15 protein-coding genes and 2 tRNA genes are annotated in these 22,141 nt (G+C 59.7%); 13 read left to right on the top strand and 4 right to left on the bottom strand.

The window, feature by feature from the left end; genetic code table 11:
- The first annotated feature begins 84 nt into the window (after positions 1 to 84).
- From NYR50_RS20485 to NYR50_RS20515, 7 genes are all read left to right on the top strand, one after another.
- Positions 85 to 930, top strand: a complete 846-nt coding sequence (locus NYR50_RS20485) for an outer membrane protein (protein ID WP_035214599.1) — start codon at positions 85 to 87, stop codon at positions 928 to 930.
- Between the two features lie 213 nt (positions 931 to 1,143).
- Positions 1,144 to 2,322, top strand: a complete 1,179-nt coding sequence (locus tag NYR50_RS20490; RefSeq protein WP_174010196.1) for a phosphoserine transaminase — start codon at positions 1,144 to 1,146, stop codon at positions 2,320 to 2,322.
- An 83-nt stretch (positions 2,323 to 2,405) separates the two neighbouring features.
- The gene (gene serA, locus NYR50_RS20495; protein ID WP_174010194.1) at positions 2,406 to 4,001 is read left to right on the top strand and encodes a phosphoglycerate dehydrogenase; all 1,596 of its coding nucleotides are present in this window, start codon (positions 2,406 to 2,408) and stop codon (positions 3,999 to 4,001) included.
- A gap of 225 nt (positions 4,002 to 4,226) precedes the next feature.
- Positions 4,227 to 5,306, top strand: coding sequence for a Tim44 domain-containing protein (locus tag NYR50_RS20500; RefSeq protein ID WP_174010192.1), 1,080 nt, complete (start codon positions 4,227 to 4,229; stop codon positions 5,304 to 5,306).
- 440 nt (positions 5,307 to 5,746) lie between these two features.
- On the top strand, positions 5,747 to 6,937 hold the full coding sequence (locus NYR50_RS20505; RefSeq protein WP_174010190.1) for an OpgC family protein: 1,191 nt from the start codon (positions 5,747 to 5,749) through the stop codon (positions 6,935 to 6,937).
- Positions 6,938 to 7,135: 198 nt separating this feature from the next.
- The gene (gene mnmA / locus NYR50_RS20510; RefSeq protein ID WP_418137992.1) at positions 7,136 to 8,332 is read left to right on the top strand and encodes a tRNA 2-thiouridine(34) synthase MnmA; all 1,197 of its coding nucleotides are present in this window, start codon (positions 7,136 to 7,138) and stop codon (positions 8,330 to 8,332) included.
- A gap of 136 nt (positions 8,333 to 8,468) precedes the next feature.
- A tRNA-Met gene (locus NYR50_RS20515) sits at positions 8,469 to 8,545 on the top strand.
- Positions 8,546 to 8,831: 286 nt separating this feature from the next.
- Here the strand turns inward: NYR50_RS20515 and NYR50_RS20520 are convergent.
- On the bottom strand, positions 8,832 to 9,524 hold the full coding sequence (locus tag NYR50_RS20520; protein WP_418137993.1) for a glutathione S-transferase family protein: 693 nt from the start codon (positions 9,522 to 9,524) through the stop codon (positions 8,832 to 8,834).
- Positions 9,525 to 9,747: 223 nt separating this feature from the next.
- Positions 9,748 to 9,822: transfer RNA gene (locus tag NYR50_RS20525), tRNA-Gly, on the bottom strand.
- 253 nt (positions 9,823 to 10,075) lie between these two features.
- Here NYR50_RS20525 and NYR50_RS20530 point away from each other — a divergent pair.
- From NYR50_RS20530 to pbpC, 6 genes are all read left to right on the top strand, one after another.
- A complete protein-coding gene (locus NYR50_RS20530) occupies positions 10,076 to 10,585 on the top strand; it encodes a prolyl-tRNA synthetase associated domain-containing protein (protein ID WP_418137994.1) in 510 nt (169 codons plus the stop codon).
- 53 nt (positions 10,586 to 10,638) lie between these two features.
- Positions 10,639 to 11,607, top strand: a complete 969-nt coding sequence (trxA, locus tag NYR50_RS20535) for a thioredoxin (protein WP_418137995.1) — start codon at positions 10,639 to 10,641, stop codon at positions 11,605 to 11,607.
- Positions 11,608 to 11,675: 68 nt separating this feature from the next.
- Positions 11,676 to 12,347, top strand: coding sequence for an LON peptidase substrate-binding domain-containing protein (locus NYR50_RS20540; protein ID WP_006310302.1), 672 nt, complete (start codon positions 11,676 to 11,678; stop codon positions 12,345 to 12,347).
- 10 nt (positions 12,348 to 12,357) lie between these two features.
- Positions 12,358 to 12,546: a Trm112 family protein gene (locus tag NYR50_RS20545; protein WP_010973261.1), complete on the top strand. Its 189-nt coding sequence runs from the start codon at positions 12,358 to 12,360 to the stop codon at positions 12,544 to 12,546.
- A gap of 118 nt (positions 12,547 to 12,664) precedes the next feature.
- On the top strand, positions 12,665 to 18,121 hold the full coding sequence (locus NYR50_RS20550; RefSeq protein WP_418137996.1) for an MG2 domain-containing protein: 5,457 nt from the start codon (positions 12,665 to 12,667) through the stop codon (positions 18,119 to 18,121).
- Positions 18,118 to 20,196 (top strand): penicillin-binding protein 1C, encoded by a 2,079-nt coding sequence (gene pbpC / locus NYR50_RS20555; protein ID WP_418137997.1) that lies wholly within the window; start codon positions 18,118 to 18,120, stop codon positions 20,194 to 20,196. The genes NYR50_RS20550 and pbpC overlap by 4 nt, the downstream gene beginning before the upstream one ends.
- A 126-nt stretch (positions 20,197 to 20,322) precedes the next feature.
- Here pbpC and NYR50_RS20560 read toward each other — a convergent pair whose 3' ends face one another.
- Positions 20,323 to 21,294 carry a FecR family protein gene (locus tag NYR50_RS20560; RefSeq protein ID WP_174010176.1) on the bottom strand — a complete coding sequence of 324 codons (972 nt, stop codon included), beginning with the start codon at positions 21,292 to 21,294 and terminating at the stop codon, positions 20,323 to 20,325.
- 47 nt (positions 21,295 to 21,341) lie between these two features.
- On the bottom strand, positions 21,342 to 21,884 hold the full coding sequence (locus NYR50_RS20565; protein WP_174010174.1) for an RNA polymerase sigma factor: 543 nt from the start codon (positions 21,882 to 21,884) through the stop codon (positions 21,342 to 21,344).
- Positions 21,885 to 22,141 lie beyond the last annotated feature (257 nt).

A 22,141-nucleotide genomic window follows, 5' to 3' on the forward strand; every position in this document is an offset into this window, starting at 1 on the left:
CTTAACCATTTTACGCCACTCTCCAGAACTGAACAGTTCACTGGCAGCTGCCGCAACGCATGTGCCTCTTCTGGAGTGGAAGTCATGAAAAACGCCCTGGCCGGATTTCTGGCCGTTCTGCTGACCGGCACAAGCGCCGTCGGCGCCGACCTATATCAAGCCGAACCAGCACCCGCCTATGTCGATGCCCCTGAAGTGACCGTCACTCAGGCGAGCGGCTGGTATCTGCGCGGCGACGTCGGTTATTCCTTCAACAAGCTGCGCGGCGCCCATTATTATCAGGGCGGACCGGGTGGTTATCTTCAGGATTTTGAGACCGCGAAAATCAAGGATAGCTATAACATTGGCGCGGGTGTCGGTTATCAGTTCAACAACTATTTCCGCAGCGACGTGACCTTTGATTATATGGGCAAGTCGGATTTCCGTGGCTCCACCCGCGGTTATTGTGGCAATGGTGCCGAATGCGTCTCGACAGATCTGAGTTCGCTGAGGGCCTATACGCTGATGGCGAACGCCTATGTTGATCTCGGCACCTATGGTCGGGTCACGCCTTATGTCGGCGGCGGCGTCGGCGCGTCCTACGTCAAGTGGGACAAACTTCGCAACACCTCCTGTGCGACCGATGGATCGGGTTATTGCGATGAGACGACGGAACACGGCGGTCGCGGCAAGTGGCGCTTCGCCTACGCGCTGATGGCTGGTGCTTCCATCGACGTCACCTGTAATCTGAAGGCCGATATCGGCTATCGTTACCGCCACATCAACAAGGGCGACATGTTCGCTTACGAAAACAATGGCGGCCCCGGTCGTGACAAGGGCCTCTATTCGCATGAAGTGCGTCTCGGCGGCCGTTATGTCTTCAACGGTTGCGATACGGCACAATACATGCCGCCCGCCGATATTCCGCTGCAGCCAGCCGTTTACAAATAAACGTCACGGCCCCCTGGTATTTTCAGACCGCCCGCATCTCAACGATGCGGGCGGTTTCGTTTTGGGGGCACCTGAACCAAGGGTGTGACGCATATAGGCCAAGATTCTTCTGTGTAGCGACATATTCCGCTTGACTGAGGTCGATGACAGGCATAGCAACGACGGCAGGACACCTCTCCCTAACGAGAGGCGCCTATCTGAAAGGGTAGTCAAATGACAGATATAGTGAAGCCGGGCCTTCGTCCGGGCAATACGCATTTCTCTTCTGGTCCCTGCTCGAAGCGTCCCGGTTGGTCGCTAGATGCTCTCTCCGATGCACCGCTCGGTCGCTCGCATCGCGCCAAGGTTGGCAAAGCCAAGCTGAAGCAGGCCATCGATCTCACCCGTGAAATTCTTAATGTTCCCGCCGATTATCACATCGGCATCGTTCCTGCATCCGACACTGGCGCCGTTGAAATGGCGCTCTGGTCGCTGCTCGGTGAACGCGGCGTCGATATGCTCGCTTGGGAAAGCTTCGGTGCCGGCTGGGTCACCGACGTCGTCAAGCAGCTGAAACTGAAGGACGTCCGCAAGTTCGAGGCCGATTATGGCCTGCTGCCGAACCTCGCCGAGGTCGATTTCGACCGTGACGTGGTCTTCACCTGGAACGGCACGACTTCTGGCGTTCGCGTTGCCAATGCCGATTTCATTCCTGCTGACCGCAAGGGCCTGACGATCTGCGACGCCACCTCGGCGGCCTTCGCGCAGGACATGGACTTTACCAAACTCGACGTCGTCACCTTCTCCTGGCAGAAGGTTTTGGGCGGCGAGGGCGGCCATGGCGTCATCATCCTTTCGCCCCGCGCCGTCGAGCGCCTGCTGAGCTATTCGCCGGCATGGCCGTTGCCGAAAATCTTCCGCATGGTCTCCGGCGGCAAGCTGATCGAAGGCATCTTCACCGGCGAAACGATCAATACGCCCTCCATGCTCTGCGTTGAGGACTATATCGACGCCCTGCTCTGGGCGAAGAACCTCGGTGGTCTCAAAGCGCTGATCGGCCGTGCCGATGCCAATGCCAAGGTCATCTACGACTTCATCGAGAAGAACAACTGGATCGCCAATCTGGCCGTCAAGCCGGAAACCCGCTCCAACACCTCCGTCTGCCTGAAGATCGTCGATCCCGACGTACAGGCGCTGGACGCAGCCGCGCAGGCTGATTTCGCCAAGGGCATCGTTGCCCTGCTCGAAAAGGAAAATGTCGCCCTCGATATCGGCGCTTATCGTGACGCACCGTCCGGTCTGCGCATCTGGGCCGGCGCCACCATCGAGACGGCCGATATGGAAGCTGTCATGCCTTGGCTTGCCTGGGCTTACCAGACGCAGAAGGCAGCACTTTCCAAGGCTGCCGCCTGATTTTGATACCGGCCCTGCGCTGATGCAGGGCCGCATATTCCCCGCTTTCAAAACTGCACCGCTTTTCAAGGAGCCCGTAAACCATGGCACCTCGCGTACTCGTATCCGACGAACTGTCGGAAACCGCCGTCCAGATTTTCCGCGATCGTGGCGTCGAAGTCGATTTCCAGCCGAAGCTTGGCAAGGACAAGGACAAACTTGCCGAAATCATCGGCAATTATGATGGTCTGGCCATTCGTTCCGCCACCAAGGCGACCGAAAAGCTGATCGAGGCTGCGACCAATCTGAAGGTCATCGGCCGCGCCGGCATTGGCGTCGACAATGTCGATATTCCGGCTGCCTCGCGCCGCGGCATCATCGTCATGAACACGCCGTTCGGCAACTCCATCACCACTGCCGAACATGCTATCGCCCTGATGTTTGCCGTCGCGCGCCAGCTTCCGGCCGCCGATAGCTCCACGCAGGCCGGCAAGTGGGAAAAGTCGAAATTCATGGGTGTCGAAATCACCGGCAAGACGCTCGGCGTCATCGGTGCCGGCAATATCGGCGGCATCGTTTGCTCGCGCGCTCTTGGCCTCAAGATGCATGTTCTCGCCTACGATCCCTTCCTGTCGCCGGAGCGCGCGCAGGAAATGGGCGTTACCAAGGTAGAGCTGGACGAGTTGCTGGCGCAGGCCGATTTCATCACCCTGCACGTGCCGATGACCGACAAGACACGCGGCATCCTCAACGCTGAAAACCTTGCCAAAACCAAGAAGGGCGTTCGTATCGTCAACTGCGCCCGTGGTGGTCTGGTGGATGAGGCGGCCCTTGCCGAAGCCATCAAGTCCGGCCATGTCGCTGGCGCCGGTTTCGACGTGTTCGAAGTCGAACCTGCCACCGAGAGCCCGCTTTTCGGCCTGCCAAACGTTGTCTGCACGCCGCATCTTGGCGCTTCGACCACGGAAGCACAGGAAAATGTTGCCCTGCAGGTTGCCGAGCAGATGTCGGATTACCTCGTCAAGGGGGCCGTTTCCAACGCCATCAACATGCCGTCGATCACGGCTGAAGAAGCGCCGCGCCTGAAGCCCTTCATCCGTCTCGCGGATGTTCTCGGCTCCTTCGTCGGTCAGGTGCAGGAAAGCGCCACCAAGGAAATCGAAATCCTTTATGATGGCGCAACCGCCAACATGAACACCAAGGCATTGACCAGTGCATTGCTGGCCGGCCTCATCCGCAGCCAGGTTGCCGATGTGAACATGGTTTCCGCACCAGTCATGATCAAGGAAAAGGGTATCATCCTCTCCGAAGTCAAGCGCGACAAGACCGGCGTTTATGACGGCTACATCAAGCTGACGGTGAAGACGGAAAACCAGATCCGGTCGGTTGCCGGCACGGTGTTCTCGGATGGCAAGCCGCGCTTCATCCAGATCAAGAACATCAACATGGATGCCGATGTCGGTTCGCACATGATCTACATCACCAACACCGACGTTCCCGGCATGATCGGTTTCATGGGCACCACGCTCGGCGAGGCTGGCGTCAACATCGCCAACTTCCAGCTTGGCCGTGAAAAGGAAGCCGGCGATGCCATCGCGCTTCTTTATGTCGATGGTCCGGTTTCCGAAGAGGTGCTCGACAAGCTGCGCGCCAACCCGGCGATCCGCCAGGTCAAGCCGCTGACGTTTAACGTCGACTGATCTTATCGTTCCTCCCAAGGGGACAATAAGGCCCGGTGCAGGGGAAACCCTGTGCCGGGTTTTTTGGTTTTCCGGCCACCAGATTGATAACGTAACAAGCCGGTATCGCGCTTTGGTTGCATATCACAAAAAATTTAAGCCGGGTGGTCTAAAAATGATGATCATGAGTTGCTATATCGCCTGCTGAGATGCTGCTCATGGGAGGGCGGCCAACAGGAGATAGTGATGTTTGCTGCCTTTCGGCGCTTCAAGGGTTTGTTCGCAGTCGCCGCGCTTGGTATCGCGGTATCTTTCGTGGCGGTTGACATGGCAGAGGCACGCCGCGCCAGCGGCGGTTTCGGCAGCCGCGGCACGCGGACCTATTCCGCTCCGCCTTCGACAAGCACTGCGCCCGGCCAGACCGCGCCGATCAACCGCAGCATGACCCCCAATACCAACCAGGCAGCGCCCAATGCTGCTCAGCCGGCTCGTCCGGGTGCGCAGGCAGCGCCGCAGCAGAGCCGTGGCCTCTTCGGCGGCATGATGGGTGGTCTGATGGGCGGCCTGTTGATGGGCGGCCTCTTCGGCATGCTGATGGGCGGCGGTTTTGGCGGCATGGCCGGTTTCTTCGGCATGTTGTTGCAGGGGTTGCTTATCGGCGGTCTCATCATGCTCGCCATGCGTTTCTTCGCATCGCGTCGTCAGGGCCAGCCTGCTTATGGCTCGGCCGGCGGGTCACAGCGCACGGATCATTCCGGCTCGTCCTTTAATGGCGGTTCGCATGCCGGTCCGTCCGCATCCTCGTTCAAGATTCCGAAGATCGGCGCGCTTGCGGGTGCTGCGGGTGGTGCAGCCGCTGCGACTGCCGCCACAGCCAAGCCGGCACCGCACGCCAATGCCGTATCGGAAGGCGATGAAATCGGTATTACCCAGGGTGACCTCGAAACCTTCCAGAAGATGCTGCAAGACGTTCAGTCGGCTTATGGCGCCGAGGATTACGGCACATTGCGCAAGCTGACGACGCCGGAAGCGATGTCCTATCTGGCCGAGGAACTGAGCGACAATGCCACCAGCGGCGTGAAAAACGACGTAAGCGACGTGACGCTGCTGCAGGGCGATGTTGCCGAAGCCTGGCACGAAGAGGGCCAGGATTACGCGACGGTGGCCATGCGTTACTCCGCCATCGACATCATGCGTGATCGCACCTCTGGCAAGGTTATCGAGGGTGACGAGCACAAGCCTTCCGAAGCGGTGGAAATGTGGACCTTCGTTCGCCGCCCCGGCAACGACAACTGGCAGGTCGCCGCCATTCAGGCAGCCGCCTAAGAAATCGTCGTCGCCCTTTTTTAAAAATATGAGGCCCGGATCTTGATAGCTCCGGGCCTCTTTTATTTCCGCCTGGATTACCGTCTCGAATGGGCAAAAAAGGACGGCAAAATTTTACCGACGACATCTCGGCATCTGTCTGCCGCAATTTTTTGCTTCGCATTGCTATGCAAGGCTTTACACTCTCAAAGCCGAGGCATATCAACCGCGCATGGCTGCTTCGTTCCACGGAATCGCCTTTTTTCATTCATCTGTCATTCAGTCCAGGCGTCCTAACCACGGATCGTACACGTCAATGTGACTTTTCGCTTCGGTTCCAAACCGCTCTGGAAAGGGAACCTCAGCCGCAAAACAGCGTTGACAATCCAATTCCCGGCGCCTCGCAGGCCGGGCTGGGTGGCCGGGCAATGCACGGTCCGCGAGAACGGAGAGCTATCGATATGAAACGCTTTGACCTGATCGACGGGATGCGTGGTTACTTCCTCGTCTTCATGCTGATCAACCATCTGGTGTTTGCCGGCGGCTTCTGGCTGGTGGAAATCAATCACCGGCAGTTTGCCTTTGTCGAGGATGCGCAGGGCTTCGTGTTCCTGTCCGGTCTGCTGATCGGCATGGTTTATGCGCGCAAGATGATGAAGTACGGATACGATGCCGGCAAGCAGATGATCTGGAACCGGGCGATGGAGCTCTATCGTTATGCGATGGGCCTTGTGATCGCCGTGCTGTTCTTCCGCATGGTCATCCCGCATGCGCCTTACATCTGGTACAACTGGCTTGGCATGACGTCGTTTGACGATCCGCTGCGTCTGGCCGCCATTGCGACATTCCTCTTCCAGCCGACCTTCATGGATATTCTGCCGCAATATATCGTCTACATGCTGTTTGCGCCTGTTCTTGTTAAGCTCTGCCTTGATGGCAAGTGGGCTTATGTCATGGCCGGCTCCCTGCTGGTCTGGATGGCCGGTCAGCTTGGTCTTCAGCAGATCGTCACCACGCCGCTCAACGAACTCGTCAAGGGTGCGGACGAGCAGGGCATCCGTGTCAGCTTCAACCTGCTTGGCTGGCAGCTGGTGTTCTATTCGGCGCTGGTCATGGGCGCGATGACGGCGCAGAACCGCATCCCGTGGAAGAAGATTTTCTCGCCTGAGCATACCTGGCTGCCAAAGGCGGCGCTCCTCATCTGCATGTTCTTCCTGCCGCTGCGCATCGCCACGGCCTGGGGCCTGATGCCGGAATTCATGATGGGCAAATTCTCGACCATGGAAATCCGTGCCGACTTCGGCCCGGTCTACCTCATCAACTTCCTTGCCGTTGGTGTCGGCCTGACCTGGCTGGTGATCGCCGGTCCGCAGCACCATCGCCCGATCGTGCGCTCTATTGCGGATGGCGTGATCTGGGTGCTGTCGCTGAAGTTCCTGCAATTGCTTGGCCGCCATTCGTTGCAGGTCTATGTCTGGCATGTTGCTATCGTCTACGCCGTCTATTATCTCGACGGCCGCACGGCAGAGCTGTCGCAGCTCAACAAGACCCTGATCGCTTTCACAGCGATTGGACTGTTGGCCTTGCCCGCCCTGTGGCGGGAGCGCGACAAGTGGTTTGGCACCAGTGGCCAGAAGACCGCCGGCGCATAAATACCTGCCTTCATCGGAATCTGATGGCTTTACGGGGCGGTTTTCCGCCCCGTACTTGCGTGTGCGGCCATTCCTTTCTATATGCACCCCTTAAATCCGCAGGCAGGCTGGCCCGAATGACGGCCAGGATGACGCGCGGCGGATGACCGACAGGCGGCGGGGCCTTTACCCCCGTTATGACTGACGATGGGAAAAAACGTGAATACGCTCGATTTTGACAAGAGGCCGGAAGATACCCGGATCGTTGTCGCCATGTCCGGTGGCGTCGATTCTTCCGTGGTGGCCGGTATCCTCAAGCGCGAGGGCTATGATGTCCTCGGCATTACGCTTCAGCTTTACGACCATGGCGCCGCCGTGCACCGCGCCGGCTCCTGTTGTGCCGGTCAGGATATCGACGATGCGCGCCGGGTCTGCGAAACGCTCGGCATTCCGCATTATGTGCTGGATTACGAAGCGCGGTTCCGCGAAACCGTCATCAACCCCTTTGCCGAAGCCTATGCGATGGGTGAAACGCCGATCCCCTGCGTTGCCTGCAACCAGACGGTAAAATTCGCCGATCTGCTTGCCACCGCGCAGGAACTGGGTGCCGATGCATTGGCGACCGGCCATTATATCCGCTCGCGCCCCAATCCCGCTTCCGGCCAGCCGGGACGGCGTGCGCTTTACCGCCCGATCGACAGCGATCGTGACCAGAGCTGGTTCCTGTTTGCCACCACGCAGGAGCAGATCGATTACCTGCGCTTTCCGCTCGGCGGCCTCTCCAAGGCCGAAACGCGGGCGCTGGCGGAAGAGATGGGGCTTGTGGTGGCCAAGAAGGCCGACAGCCAGGACATCTGTTTCGTGCCGCAGGGCAAATATACCGATATCATCAACAAGCTGAAGCCGAATGCGGCCCTGGCGGGCGATATCGTGCATCTGGATGGCCGTGTGCTCGGCCGCCACGACGGTATCGTGCATTATACGATCGGCCAGCGCCGCGGCATCGGCGTCGCAACGGGCGAACCGCTTTACGTCGTGCATCTCGATGCACGGGGCCGCCGGGTTATAGTCGGCCCGCGTGAGGCGCTGGAAACTCGCCGCGTCTATCTGCGTGATATGAACTGGTTGGGTGATGGCGCGCTCGCGGCTGATGCCGGGCAGGGCTTTGCCTGTTTCGCCAAGGTGCGCTCCACCCGCCCGCCGACGGAAGCGGTGCTGCATGCGGATGAAAATGGCATCTATGTGGATCTGATGACCGGTGAGGCCGGTGTTGCCCCAGGCCAGGCCTGCGTGCTTTATTCCGCGCCGGGTGCCGATGCCCGCGTTTACGGCGGCGGCTTCATCGACCGTTCGGAACGCTCAGTGGATGCCGAGGCATCGCTGAAGGCGCTTCTGGAAAAGCCGGTTGCCGCCTGAAACAATTCGCTTTTTGCAGCTATGCGGAAAGCGAATTTTTTGCGCATCTTGCGCTTGACACTTTGGGGAGCGGCACCTTATAAGCCGCTCATCCTGATGGAGCGAGCCAGTCACATGACTGTCACGTTTCCTCTGTGGCGGGGTAGCTCAGGTGGTTAGAGCAGCGGAATCATAATCCGCGTGTCGGGGGTTCAAGTCCCTCTCCCGCTACCATTTCTCACATAAATACACATCAAATCGACCGGCAGCGTAGCGTTTGTGCGTCCCATCACAACGATCGCTGACGCGTATCTGCTGCAAGGTATCTGAGGGCTGCCCAAAAAAAGGGAAACCCGCTCACTGTGAAATACAGCCAGCGGGTCTCAACCTTTACCCCCTCCCACAAGGGCGGCTGCACAAAAGCACGTAAAATAAAATATGGCAAGATCATGGCCAGCATATTATTGCGATGATCGCCGCCTCTGGCTGATTTTAGATCAGAAGTTGAGCAGTACCGGGGTCAGTTCTTTGAGGCCGCGGTGAAGACCGCCAGTTGGGCGTCAAACGCGCGCTTGAAAGCTGGACGGGCCTTGCCTCGCTCGACATAGGCCAAAAGGTTCCAGTAGTCTTTTAATATGCCCGATGATTCCAGCCGGCGTAAGATGCAGATCATCAGAATATCTGCGGCGCTGAAAGAGCCTTCGAGCCATTCCCGGTCGCCAAGCCATGCGGACAATTCGTCAAGGCGTTTCAGGAGCTGTTCCTTGGTTCGGGCGAGGCGGGCTTCGTGCCACGGCTCGTTGCGCTCAAAGAGCCAGACCGTAGTGAAGTTGAGGATGGATGGTTCGATCGTGTTCAATGCAGCGAACATCCAGGCAACGGTCCGGGCTCGTCGCAACGCCTCCTCCGGCAGCAGGCCACTATGATGTTGCGCGATATGCATCACGATAGCGCCCGACTCGAACAGAATGAGATCGCCCTCCTCATAGGAGGGTATCTGGCCAAAAGGCTGGCAGGCGAGGTGCGAGGCCTCTTTCATCGCTTTGAACGACAGGCGCCGGACGTGATAGGGCTGGCCCACTTCCTCCAGTGCCCATCGCACCGGCATATCACGCGCGAGACCGCGGCCACCATCGGGAGAGCGTTCAAAAACGGTGATCGTCGGGTTCGGCTTCATCTCCATAGAAGCGGGGGCTGTTTCGATATTTGACATCCTGTGTCTCCATACGAGGTCCGTATTTCCCGGAGCAACCTCCGCCTTGCGGGGCGTTCAGTCAACGGTGCCGCTGCACAGGCAGTCAGTGTAGATATCGAGATGGTGATGGAGAGTGGTCTTCGGCAGCATGGAATGAGAACGCCGATCGCTAACCTAACCACGACCAAAATCGAGGCGTTTGAACGCCAACCGCCTAAATATCGATTTTTCTGGAGAAATTTGGAGCGGGCGAAGGGATTTGAACCCTCGACCCCAACCTTGGCAAGGTTGTGCTCTACCCCTGAGCTACACCCGCTCAAATCCACCGGTCCGGGGTAGTTCGCTGAACCGTGGGCCACCAAGCGGCGACGGGCGCTATATCGCTCAATCGATTTTGGAATGCAACAGGGAAATGACAAAAACGCGAAAATTTCTTTGAGAAATGCGACAAGCGGCGGAAATGATTGAGAGTTTTTCACTTCACCGGTTTTTCCTGCGTTGCCAAGCGCTGGTCGTCCCCTTAATCAGGAAAGAACGATAACGGAATCGGTGGAGGCGGGCGGCAGGATATGGCGGAAAATTCCCGGAAGACGGCAACGGAGCTGTTCGAGTTTCTCGACGGTCTTGGCATTTCGTACACCACGAAACAGCACGAGCCCGTGTTCACCGTCGCAGAATCCCAGTCGCTGCGCGATCTCATTCCCGGCGGTCATACAAAGAACCTCTTTGTGAAGGACAAGAAGGACCAGTATTTTGTTCTGACCGTCGAGGAAAATGCCACCGTGGACCTGAAAAGCGTCCACAAGACCATCGGTGCAGCAAGCCGCGTCTCTTTCGGCAGGCCGGAAAAAATGCTGGAATATCTGGGCGTCGTGCCGGGCTCCGTCACCGTGTTCGGGGCCATCAACGACACGGACAGGCAGGTCACTTTCGTGCTCGACAGCGATCTCCTGGAAAACGAACTGGTCAATGGCCATCCGCTTTCCAACGACCAGACGACAACGATCGCGTCCAAGGATCTTATTCGCTTTCTCGAGGCAACCGGACATGCACCGCTTGTCTTGAAAGTCAGCGAGTGAGATACGATCTTTGCTTCAACTGAGACATGCGACAGAGATTACGGGAGACCGGCATGAGCGACACGAATAACCCCTACGGCGGTTCTTATGGCGGGCAGATGACCGCAAGCGCGCATCATAATGGCGAGCTGAACGGCGCGGCCTCTGGTCACATCAAGGACACCACGACGGCGGGGTTTTCCAAGGACGTTCTCGAAGAGTCGCGCCGACAGCCGGTTCTGGTGGATTTCTGGGCGCCCTGGTGCGGCCCGTGCAAGCAACTGACGCCGGTGCTCGAAAAGGTCATCAACGAGGCGAATGGCCGCGTGAAGCTCGTGAAGATGAATATTGACGATCATCCGTCCATTCCCGGCCAGCTCGGCATCCAGTCCATTCCCGCCATCGTCGCTTTTGCCGACGGCCGGCCGGTGGATGGCTTTATGGGTGCCGTTCCGGAAAGCCAGATCAGGCAGTTCATCGACAAGATCGCCGGTCCGGATGCCGGCGATCCGAAAGCCGAGATCGAGGCGGCGCTCTCCGAGGGGAAGCAGCTTCTGGCCGATGGCGATTTTAACGGCGCGGCACAGCTCTTCGGCGCTGTCATGCAGGCCGATCCGGAAAACCCCGCGGCGATTGCCGGTATCGCCGAATGCATGATCGCTGCCGGTCAATATGAGCGGGCCAGCGAATTGCTTTCCCCCCTTCCTGCCGAACTCAATGACGATGCGGGCATTCAGCTCGTTTTGAAAAAGATCGCGCAATATGAAGAGGCCCGTAAAATCGGTGATCCGGTAGCCCTCGAGCAGGACCTCGCGCAAAATCCTGATCATCACGAGGCGCGGGTGAAGCTCGCCAAGGTGCTGAACGCGCAGGGGCGGCGTGATGAAGCGGCAGACCATCTGCTTTACGTCATGCGCAAGGACCGGACCTTCGATGATGACGGCGCGCGCCGCCAGCTTCTGGAGTTTTTCGAGTCCTGGGGTTTCAAGGATCCGGCAAGTATTGCCGGCCGCAGGAAGCTCTCGGCGATACTGTTTTCGTAATGCGGGCATATCCTGGTCGGGGCGGCTGAGCCGCCGGCCGGGCAGCAATGAACAGGGGGCTTGATCCCATGCATGTCGGAAATGCGAGATACGTGAAGAACGACGACCTGCCGAAAACCGTGCCGGTCTTTCCATTGCCGGGCGCGCTGCTTCTGCCCGAAGGGCATCTTCCGCTGAATATTTTCGAGCCGCGATATCTCGCCATGATCGACACGGCGCTCGCGAGCCACCGTCTCATCGGTATGGTGCAGCCGGCGCTTCATGTCATCGAGGCGGGGATCGAAGGCGGGCCTCTGAGCGCCGTCGGTTGCCTCGGCCGCATCACGTCTTTTTCCGAGACGGGTGATGGCCGTTACGTCATCTCGCTCACCGGTGTCTGCCGCTTCCGCCTGCTGGAGGAGGTTGCCGGCAGCGAGCCCTATCGCAGCTTCCGGCATGCGCCCTTCATCGCCGATCTTACCGGCGAATATGATGAAGAAGCGGTGGATCGCGAAAACCTGCTCAGGGTATTCCGCGCATTTCTGGATGCCAACCAGCTGGAGGCGGATTGGGAAAGCGTGGAAAGGGCGGGCAATCGTGTTCTCGTCAATTCCCTTTCGATGATGTCTCCTTTCGGTCCGGCCGAAAAGCAGGCGCTGCTGGAAGCGCCCGACCTGAAGACGCGGGCCGAAACATTAATCGCTATCACCGAGATCGTTCTTGCCCAGGGTTCGGGCGAGGGCGGTACCGTGCTGCAATAGGACCTCCGCCATGGACGACAGGATGAGCAATGTCGATCCGAAGCTGCTGGAGCTTTTGGTCTGCCCTTTGACGAAGGGCAGGCTTTCCTATGACCGGACCCACAACGAGCTCATCTCCGAAAGCGCGAGGCTCGCCTACCCGATCCGCGACGGCGTGCCGATCATGCTGATTTCAGAAGCGCGCAAAATAGAAGAATAGTCTCCCTTCTTCCGCTCTCCACAAATTGTCATGTCGCGAATTGACGAAGATGCGTTGACAACCATGCGTGGATTTGACCAGAGTCCCGCCCGACATGTCTGTTGCGGGGAGAATACTGATGTCGTTGCGCGCTCTTGTCCGGGTCTCGTTGGTTGCGGTCTCTACCGCCTTCATTTTTCTTCCAGCCACGGCAGCAGAACCTTCGCGGAAGGTGGTAACCACCCAGAACGGCGATTATTTCGGCTTTGATCTCCGGACGGAGCAGAATGTCTCGCTGGAGCAATGCGGCGAGATTTGCGTCGGCGATGCTGCCTGCAAGGCCTTCACCTACAATCCCAAGGTGAAATGGTGCTTCCTCAAATCCGATTTCAATCAGCTGAACGCCTTCCCCGGCGCTGTTGCCGGCAAGATCGTGCAAGTGGCGACGGAGGCCGATATCGGCGCGCCGCAGCGCCTCTCCTTCGTCACTGACAGCCTGCAGCAGGAAGCGCGCCGGCTGAAATCCGGCCTTGCGGTAAATGACGGTGAAGGTGAACAGGGTGTGGAAGCCCTCGTGCAGACGGCGCGGCAGCAGGCAGCCGCGGGTAATATTCCCGATGCGGTCACGACCTATAAACAGGCTCTTGCGATCACGCCTGAAGACGGCGCGCTCTGGGCGGAATTGTCGGAAAAGGCAGCGCAGGTCACCGACAATTATTCGATTGCCGGGCAGGCCGCGTCTGCCGCCATCAATGCCTATCAGCTGAGCCGCACGGTCAGCGCCCGTACCGAGGCCCTGAACCGGCTGGCGAAGGCTTTTGAGCGAACCCAGAATTATCGTGCGGCACTCAATGCCTATACGGAGAGCCTGGCGCTCACCGATGATGCACAGACAAAAGCGGCCTATGCCGATCTACGCACCCGCCAGGGCTTCCGTGTCATCAACAACACGGTGGATACGGATAGCGTCAGCCCGCGCGCCTGCGTGCAGTTTTCCGAACCGCTGGTGAAGAACGGCGTCGATTATTCCTCCTTCATCACGCTGGATGGGGCCGCCCCCAAGGCCATCGAAGCGAAGGGCAGCGAGATCTGTGTCGAAGGCCTGACCCATGGCCAGCGTTACAAGATCGCGTTTCGCGCCGGCCTGCCGTCTTCCGTGGAAGAGCCACTGGAAAAGCAGGTCAATCTCGATATTTACGTGCGCGACCGCGCAGCGACCGTGCGCTTTACGGGTGAGAATTTCGTGCTGCCGGGCACCGCGCGCCGCGGTATTCCGATCGTCTCTGTTAACGCTGACAAGGCCGACCTGAAACTCTATCGCGTCGGCGACCGCAACATCACCTCGCTTCTTTCCAACTCGCAGTTCCTGACGCAGATGGACGGCTACAATGCCGACCGTATCGAAAACGAGATCGGCGAACTCGTCTGGCAGGGTTCGATCGAGATCAAGCCCGACCTCAACAAGGATGTGGTGACGAGTTTTTCGGTGGATGAGGCCCTGCCGGAGCGCAAACCCGGCATCTATGTGCTGACTGCCGTGCCTCCGGGCGTAGCACCTGAAACATGGGATTCGCGCGCCACGCAATGGTTCCTGGTCTCCGATACCGGCATTACGACCTATGCCGGCACCGACGGGCTCAACGTCTTTGTCCGTGCACTCGGCAGCGCCAAGCCGCTTGCGGATGTGGATTTGCAGCTGCTCGCCAAGAATAACGAGGTGCTGGGCACGGCAAAGACCGACGCGGATGGCCGCGCGGTGTTCTCGGCCGGCCTGATGCGCGGCACCGCTGCGCAGGCGCCTGCAATCCTGACCGCGCGCAATGGCGACAAGGATTACGTCTTCCTCGACATGACCCGCGCCGGCTTCGATCTTTCAGATCGTGGCGTGACGGGACGTGCGGCACCCGGTGCCATCGATGTGTTCAGCTGGACGGAACGCGGTATCTACCGCGCCGGCGAGACCGTACATGCCGCAGCGCTTGCCCGTGATGTCGATGGCAAGGCAATCGAGGATCTGCCGCTTACCTTCATCTTCTCGCGTCCCGATGGCGTGGAAGACCGGCGCTTCGTCAGCGACGGCAAGGCGCTCGGCGGCCATGCGGTCGATCTGCCGTTGCAGGCAAATGCCATGCGCGGCACCTGGACTCTGCGCATCCATACCGATCCGAAGACGGCTGCCATCAGCGAAAAGAGTTTCCTCGTAGACGATTTCGTGCCTGACCGCACCGAGTTCGACCTTTCGAGCAAGGCAAAACAGATCGATCCGGGCGCGGAAACGGCAATTGACGTCGATGGCCGTTATCTCTATGGCGCCCCGGCCGCCGGCTTAACGCTGGAAGGCGAGATCGCAATCAAACCGACGCGTACGACCACGGATTTCGAAGGTTATTTCTTCGGTCTGGCGGATGAGGAAAGCGAAGAGGAAAACCGCACGACGCTTGCCGATCTGCCGGTGCTGGACGAAGAAGGCAAAGCAAGTTTCAACGTTGATCTGACCGATCTGCCTTCCACCACCCAGCTTCTTTCCGCCAACATCACAGTGCGTATGCAAGAGGCAGGTGGACGTGCCGTCGAGCGCTCGTTGACGCTGCCCATCAAGGCGGAAGCGCCTGTCATCGGCATCAAGCCGCAATTTTCCGGCGATCTCGCTCAGAATTCCGTTGGTCGTTTCCACATCATTGGCGTCAGCGCCGACGGCGCGAAGCAGGCGATGAACGGTCTCACCTGGAAGCTCATCAAGGTCGAGCGGAACTATCAATGGTATCGTCAGGGCAATTCCTGGCGTTATGAGCCGGTGGAATACACCAAGCAGCAGGAGACCGGCACCCTGTCCGTCGATGCCAATGGCGGCGAGATTTCCGTGCCCGTCACCTGGGGCCGTTACCGGCTGGAAGTGGAAGGTGCCGGCAATGGCGCGCCGGTTTCCAGCGTCGAATTTGATGCCGGTTTCTACGTCGAGGCAAGCTCGACGGAAACGCCGGATGCGCTGGAAATCGCGCTGGACAAACAGAGCTACAAGATTGGCGATACGGCCAAACTCAAGGTGTCCTCGCGTTTTGCCGGTGAGTTGATGGTGACATCAGGTTCGGAGAAGCTGATTTCCGTTCAGAATGCCGAGATCGGCGCGGATGGCGGCGAGATCGATATTCCGGTCACCGAGGAATGGGGTGCAGGTGCTTACGTCACGGCGACGCTGTTCCGTCCGGGCGACGCGCAGGAAAGCCGCATGCCGATGCGCGCCATCGGCATCAAATGGCTTGCCGTCGATCCGGCCGAGCGCAAGCTTGCCGTCACCCTCGGCGCGCCACAGAAGACGCTGCCGCGCCAGCCGCTTGAAATTCCCATCACCGTTGCGGGCGCTGGCGTCGGCGAAAAAGCCTATGCCATCGTTGCGGCGGTGGATGTCGGCATTCTGAACCTCACCCGCTATGAGCCGCCAAAGCCGGATGAATGGTATTTCGGCCAGCGCCGGCTGGGGCTCGAAATCCGCGACCTCTATGGCCGCCTGATCGACGGTTCGCTTGGCGCCACCGGCCGGTTGCGCACCGGCGGCGATGGCGCAGGGGCGGCCCTTCAGGGTAGCCCGCCCACCGAAAAGCTGGTGGCCTTCTTTGCCGGTCCGGTTGAACTCGACGGTGACGGCAAGGCGACAATCAGCTTTGATATTCCGCAGTTTAACGGCACGGCTCGCATCATGGCTGTGGCCTGGACGAAGACGGGTGTTGGCCATGCGGTCTCCGATGCCATCATTCGTGATCCCGTCGTGGTCATCGCCAGCGCGCCGAAATTCCTCGCCCCCGGCGATGTCTCGCAATTGCGCCTCGATATCGCCAATACCGATGGCGAGGCCGGCGATTACCGGCTGGACGTGACAAGCAACACGGCCTTGACGGTTGATCAGGGCGAGATGTCGCAGACATTGGCGCTTCAAAAGGGCGGCAAGTCGTCGCTGACCGTTCCGCTGACGGGCGAACAGCCCGGCAATGGTGCGATCACCATCAAGGTCTCCAACGCATCGGGTGTCTCGCTGGAGCAGGTGCTGAATGTTCCGGTGCGCCCGGCCGTTCTGCCGGTCACGACGCGGCGCGAAATCAAGATTGCGCCCAATAGCAGCCTGACAATCAATGGCGATCTGTTAGCCGACAGCATGCTGCTCGGCTCTTCCGTCGCGGTCAACGTCACGCGCTCGCCGGCCTTCGATATCCCGGCGCTGGTGATGATGCTGGATAAATACCCTTACGGCTGCGCCGAACAGACGACGAGCCGGGCGTTGCCGCTGCTCTACGTCTCGGAACTGACGAAGGATAGCGGCATGGCCGAGGACCCCGATACCCGCAAGCGGGTGCAGGAAGCGATCTACCGCGTGCTGTCCTTCCAGTCGAGTTCGGGTAGTTTCGGCCTCTGGTCGCCGGGTTACGGCGATCTGTGGCTCGATGCCTATATCACCGACTTCCTGACTCGCGCCCGCGAACAGAGCTACGACGTTCCCGAAGCGGCCATGGTGCAGGCGCTGAACAGCCTGCAGAACGGCCTGTCCTATGACAGTAATGTCAAGGATCGCGGCAACGAGATCGCCTATTCGCTTTATGTGTTGGCGCGTAACCGCAAGGCGGCCATCAACGATCTGCGTTATTATGCGGATACGGCACTCGCCGATTTCCCGACGCCGCTTGCCAAGGCGCAGGTTGCTGCCGCCCTATCGCTTTATGGTGATCAGGCCCGTTCGAAGGCCGTGTTCGGTGCGTCGCTCGACATGGCAAGCCGTGCCACCAATGTCAGCCTCGCGCGTGCGGATTATGGTTCGGCCCTGCGCGATGGTGCTGCGACGCTGGCGCTGGCAGCCGAGAGCCGGCCGGTTCCGGCCGTCGTGCCGCAGCTTGCCGGTGCCGTGGCGAAGGAATGGGAAAAGAAGCCTTATACCAGCACCCAGGAACAGGCCTGGATGCTGCTCGCCGCCCGCGCCGTCAAAGGCGAGGACAAGGATATCCGCCTCGATGTAAACGGCGATTTGCAGACCGGCGGTTTCGGCAAGCGAATGAGCGGTGACGAGTTGCTGGCCGCACCCTTGAAGATCGCCAATGCCTCGGCCGATCCGGTCACGGCTGTTGTCACCACCGTGGCGCCACCGGCGCAGCCGCTTGCCGCCGGTGGCGAGGGCTTCACCATCACCCGCACCTATTATTCCATGGATGGCGAGGAGGTGAACCCGAGCGAGGTCACGCAGAACGAGCGTTACGTTGTGGTGCTGAATGTGGTGCCGCAGAATAACTGGCAGTCGCGCATTCTGGTGACGGATCTCTTGCCCTCCGGTTTCGAAATCGACAATCCGAGCCTTGTCAATTCCGCCGAACTGTCGAATTTCGACTGGTTGCCGGAAACGGAAGCCGCGCATACCGAATTCCGCTACGACCGTTTCGTCGCGGCCTTCGACCGCTCGGCCGGTGACAGTTCGGAGATTGCGCTCGCATATGTTGTCCGCGCCGTCACGCCGGGCACCTATGACCATCCGGCAGCCTCGGTTGAGGATATGTACCGGCCGCAATTTGCCGCCCGCACGGCAACCGGCCGCATGGAGGTGCGCTCGGCGACCCCATGAGGCGGAAAAAGGCTGTCATCGCCAGCATCATGACGGCCGCGTTGCTTATCGGCGGCGCGGCCTTCGGTCTTGACGCGCTCGACAAGGCCTATCCGCCGCCGCTGGAAGCTGCGCGAGAGCGATCCTTCGAGGTGCTGGACCGCGATGGAAAACTATTGCGCGCCTTCGCTGCCCCGGATGGCCGCTGGCGGCTGAAGACCACGGCTGCGGAAGTCGATCCGCAATTCCTGCGCATGCTGGTCGCTTATGAGGATCAGCGCTTTTACGATCACCACGGCGTCGACCCCTGGGCATTACTGCGCTCCGTCTGGCAACTGGCCAGCAACGGCCGGATCGTCTCCGGCGCCTCGACGTTGTCCATGCAGGTGGCGCGGCTGATCGAGCCGCGCGCCGACCGATCTTTCTCGGCTAAATTCCTGCAGGCTGCGCGCGCGCTCCAGATCGAGAGACGGCTGGATAAGGCCGAGATTCTCGATCTTTATCTGAATATCGCCCCCTATGGCGGCAACCTCGAAGGCGTCAGAGCCGCAAGCCTCGCCTGGTTCGGCAAGGAACCGGGCCGGCTTGATACGGCGGAGGCGGCCCTTATGGTAGCGCTACCGCAATTGCCGGAAAAACGGCGCCCGGACCGTTTTCCGGAGGCGGCAAAGCAGGCACGCGAGCGAGTACTGCAACGGCTTGCCGTGGAGCGCGTGGTGGGTGAAGGAGAGGCGGAGCGGGCGGCATTGGCTGCGGTGCCGGTCAACCGGCGAGACTTGCCGTCCTATGCGCCACATATGGCGGTTGCCGCCCGCGCGAAATTTCAAAATGCCGGAGAGGTGCGTTCGACACTGAGATTGCCGATCCAGCGGGAACTGGAAGGTGTCGCGCGCCATGCGGCGGAAAAGCTTGGTGACAAGGTTTCCGTCGCCATCGTCATGGCTGATGCGCAGACCGGCGATATCCTCGCGGAGGTCGGTTCGGCGGATTATCTCGATACGGCACGGCGCGGTTTCGTGGAGATGAGCCGGGCGGTGCGCTCGCCGGGCTCCACCCTCAAGCCGTTCATCTATGGCCTTGCCTTCGAAGATGGTCTTGTCGGGCAGGAAACCATCATCGAGGATCGTCCGGCTGATTTTTCCGGTTACCGGCCACGCAATTTCGACATGCATTATCAGGGTGATGTCAGTATCCGCCAGGCACTGCAACTGTCCCTCAACGTGCCTGCGGTCAAGCTGCTTGATGCCATCAGCCCCTCGGCGCTGATGGTGCGGTTCCGGCGGGCGGGCGTAAAACTGGTGCTTCCGGCCAATGAGGCACCTGGGCTTGCCATTGCGCTCGGCGGTGCCGGCATTTCCCTGGTTGATCTGGTGCAGCTTTATGCCGGGCTTGCCGGCAGCGGGGATCCCGTGCGGCTGGGTGATGGTGTCCGCGACCTTCCCGAACGACTGGAGGGTGATCGGCTGTTTTCCGATGCCGCAATCTGGAACGTCACCGACATACTCTCCGGTGTTCTTCCGCCGCTCGGCATGAAACAGCGCGGCATCGCCTACAAAACCGGCACCAGCTATGGTTATCGCGACGCCTGGTCGGTGGGCTATGACGGGCGGCATGTTATCGGCATCTGGGTCGGCCGCGCCGATAACGGTGCGGTGCCGGGCATTGCCGGTTATGCGACGGCTGCTCCCATCCTGTTCGAGGCTTTCGCAAAATCCGGCGTGGCCGTGACGCCGATGCCTGGCCCACCCTCCGGTGTCGCGCGCGTTGCCGTAACCGACCTTCCCGCCAACCAGCGGCGCTTTACCACGACTGCAAACGGCCTGCTTTCGGCCTCAAGACGGGAAAGCGCCCCACGCATCGTTTACCCGCCGGAGGGCGCGCGGGTGGAACTTTCCAGCCAGTCCGGCATTTCGCCGCTGGTGCTGAAGCTGCAGGGCGGGCGCGCGCCGTTCCGCTGGCTCGCCAACGGCTTGCCTTTGCCGGATGCCTCTCATCGCCGCAATAGCGAATGGCGACCGGAGGGGCAGGGGTTTTCGACGCTCACGGTGATTGACGCTGATGGCCGCGCCTCAAGTGTGCGGGTTTTTGTCGAGTAAGGTCTGCCACCGAAACGCCAATGCTTGGCCGACGGATACGCTGGAAAACAGGAACCAGTTCGGCATACCACCTGTATCGAGGAAAACGACGAGGCCCAGCTAGTCTAACCTCCCGTTCTGCCGAAGTCAGGACGTGACGACGATGATGGGACCAATCTTGTATGTCTGGATGTTGAGGGCTGTGCGCAGGAAATTCAGCGCGCTTTCTGTATCGGTCACGAAAAGTGTGCCGCTGACGACCCGCCGTGCGGTCGCTTCGTTTCCTATGACAATGCGCCCGTGAAAATGCCGCTGTATTTCCTCGATCACGTAGGAGAGGGGCATGTTGTCCACGGTAAGCTGGCCCCGGCGCCAGGCCAGCGCGGTGTTGGCATCCGTTTTCCGGATCGTGCTTTTCCCTGTCTCGTTCAAGTGAAGCACTTCTTCGCCTTCCCCGACTTTCACCGGAAGGGCTCCCTGCGCTTTGAAATCGACGCGCACGGAATGTTCCGTAACGGCAATGCGGGTGTCCGTGGCGCTCTGGCGCACATCGAAGGCCGTGCCGAGAGCCGTGACCAGGGTGTCGTCCGCGCTGACGGCGAAAGGTCGCTTCGCATCCGGGCTTACCTGAAAGAATGCCTGTCCTCGCAGGAGCCGGACGGTCCGTCGCTCGCTGGTGAAATCGAGCGCGATTGCAGATGACGCGTTCAATTGAACCCGGGAGCCATCCTCCAGTGTCACTTCAGGCATCTCATCGGTGTCGGACATGATATCCGCACTCATGCGCATCGGGCCATCCAGAGCAATAAACAGTGTTCCGGCGGCGGCGATCGCGACGACCGAGGAGATGATCGCGTTGCGGCCGCGCGATGAGGATGAAACCGGCGCTTCACGAAGCCCGGCATCAGACCTTATCGCCGTTCTCGCTTCACCGAGAATGCGCTTCGCCGCCGTGTAGGCCCGACAGTTCTCCGGATCCAGTTCCATCCAGCGACGAAACTCCGCCAACTCCGTTTCCGGCTGGTCCGGGTCGCGGTTGCGAAACACCCAGTCGGCTGCCTCTCTGTTTCGTTTGCGCTGATCACGCGTCAGACGTCTACGTTGCACGGAACGCTCCAATTATGCTCTTCCATGTGTAGACGAATGAGCTGTGTTGATTAGGATGTTTACTCCATTTCAAAAAGCCGGTCGAGGCAATGGCTGAGCGCGCGCCGGAGGTGCCGGTCGACCATATTGCGTGAAATTTTAAGCTTGGACGCGATCTGGTCCGGTGAAAGATGATGAAGCCTGTGCAGGACGAAGGCCGTGCGCCGTTTTTCGGGCAGGTCGGCGATTGCCTGTTTCAGCACCGTCAGCCGCGCCTCGACAGCCAATCCCTGATCGGGTGCGTTATCCGCCGCAAATACTGCCCTGGCATCTTCATCCGAACCGGAAAAAAGTCTGGATTCGAACTGCTCCCGTCTTATCCGGTCGATCCGCATATTCGAAGCGGCGCGGCACAGGAACGCCTTTATGGACCGCTTGCCGGAGAGCGCATCGGGCTGCAAGGCGAGTTTGACGTAGAGATCGTGCACGATTTCCCGCGCGGCCCCGTCTGAGCGACTGCGTCCCCCCACGGCCTTGATGATGTCGCCGTAATGCTCGACGATCGCCCTGTTCAACAGGTCGGTTCCGTCATTTTCATTGAGGCTGGCCGTCGACGTCCGCATTGCTTTCCTGAACCTCCGCAATCTGCAAGGTGTGACAACTGAAGGCGGACACAGAGCGCAAACGAGGTGCTCTCCTGAGGGTCTGCCCGAACCAAGTCATCAGCCGGCATCGAAGTTCTGACCCTTCATTGCCGGTGGGGCAATTTCTAGTCACGGGAAAAAAGCGATGCAAGTGCAATGATTTAAGGTCGGAGCCGTAAAAAATCCCATTGCAGCTTAAAAGAGGACAATTTTTATCATGTTTATGTCTGGATTCA

Source organism: Agrobacterium sp. El2ro-1b (genome assembly GCF_048298475.1).
GTDB classification, from domain to species: Bacteria; Pseudomonadota; Alphaproteobacteria; order Rhizobiales; family Rhizobiaceae; genus Agrobacterium; species Agrobacterium fabrum.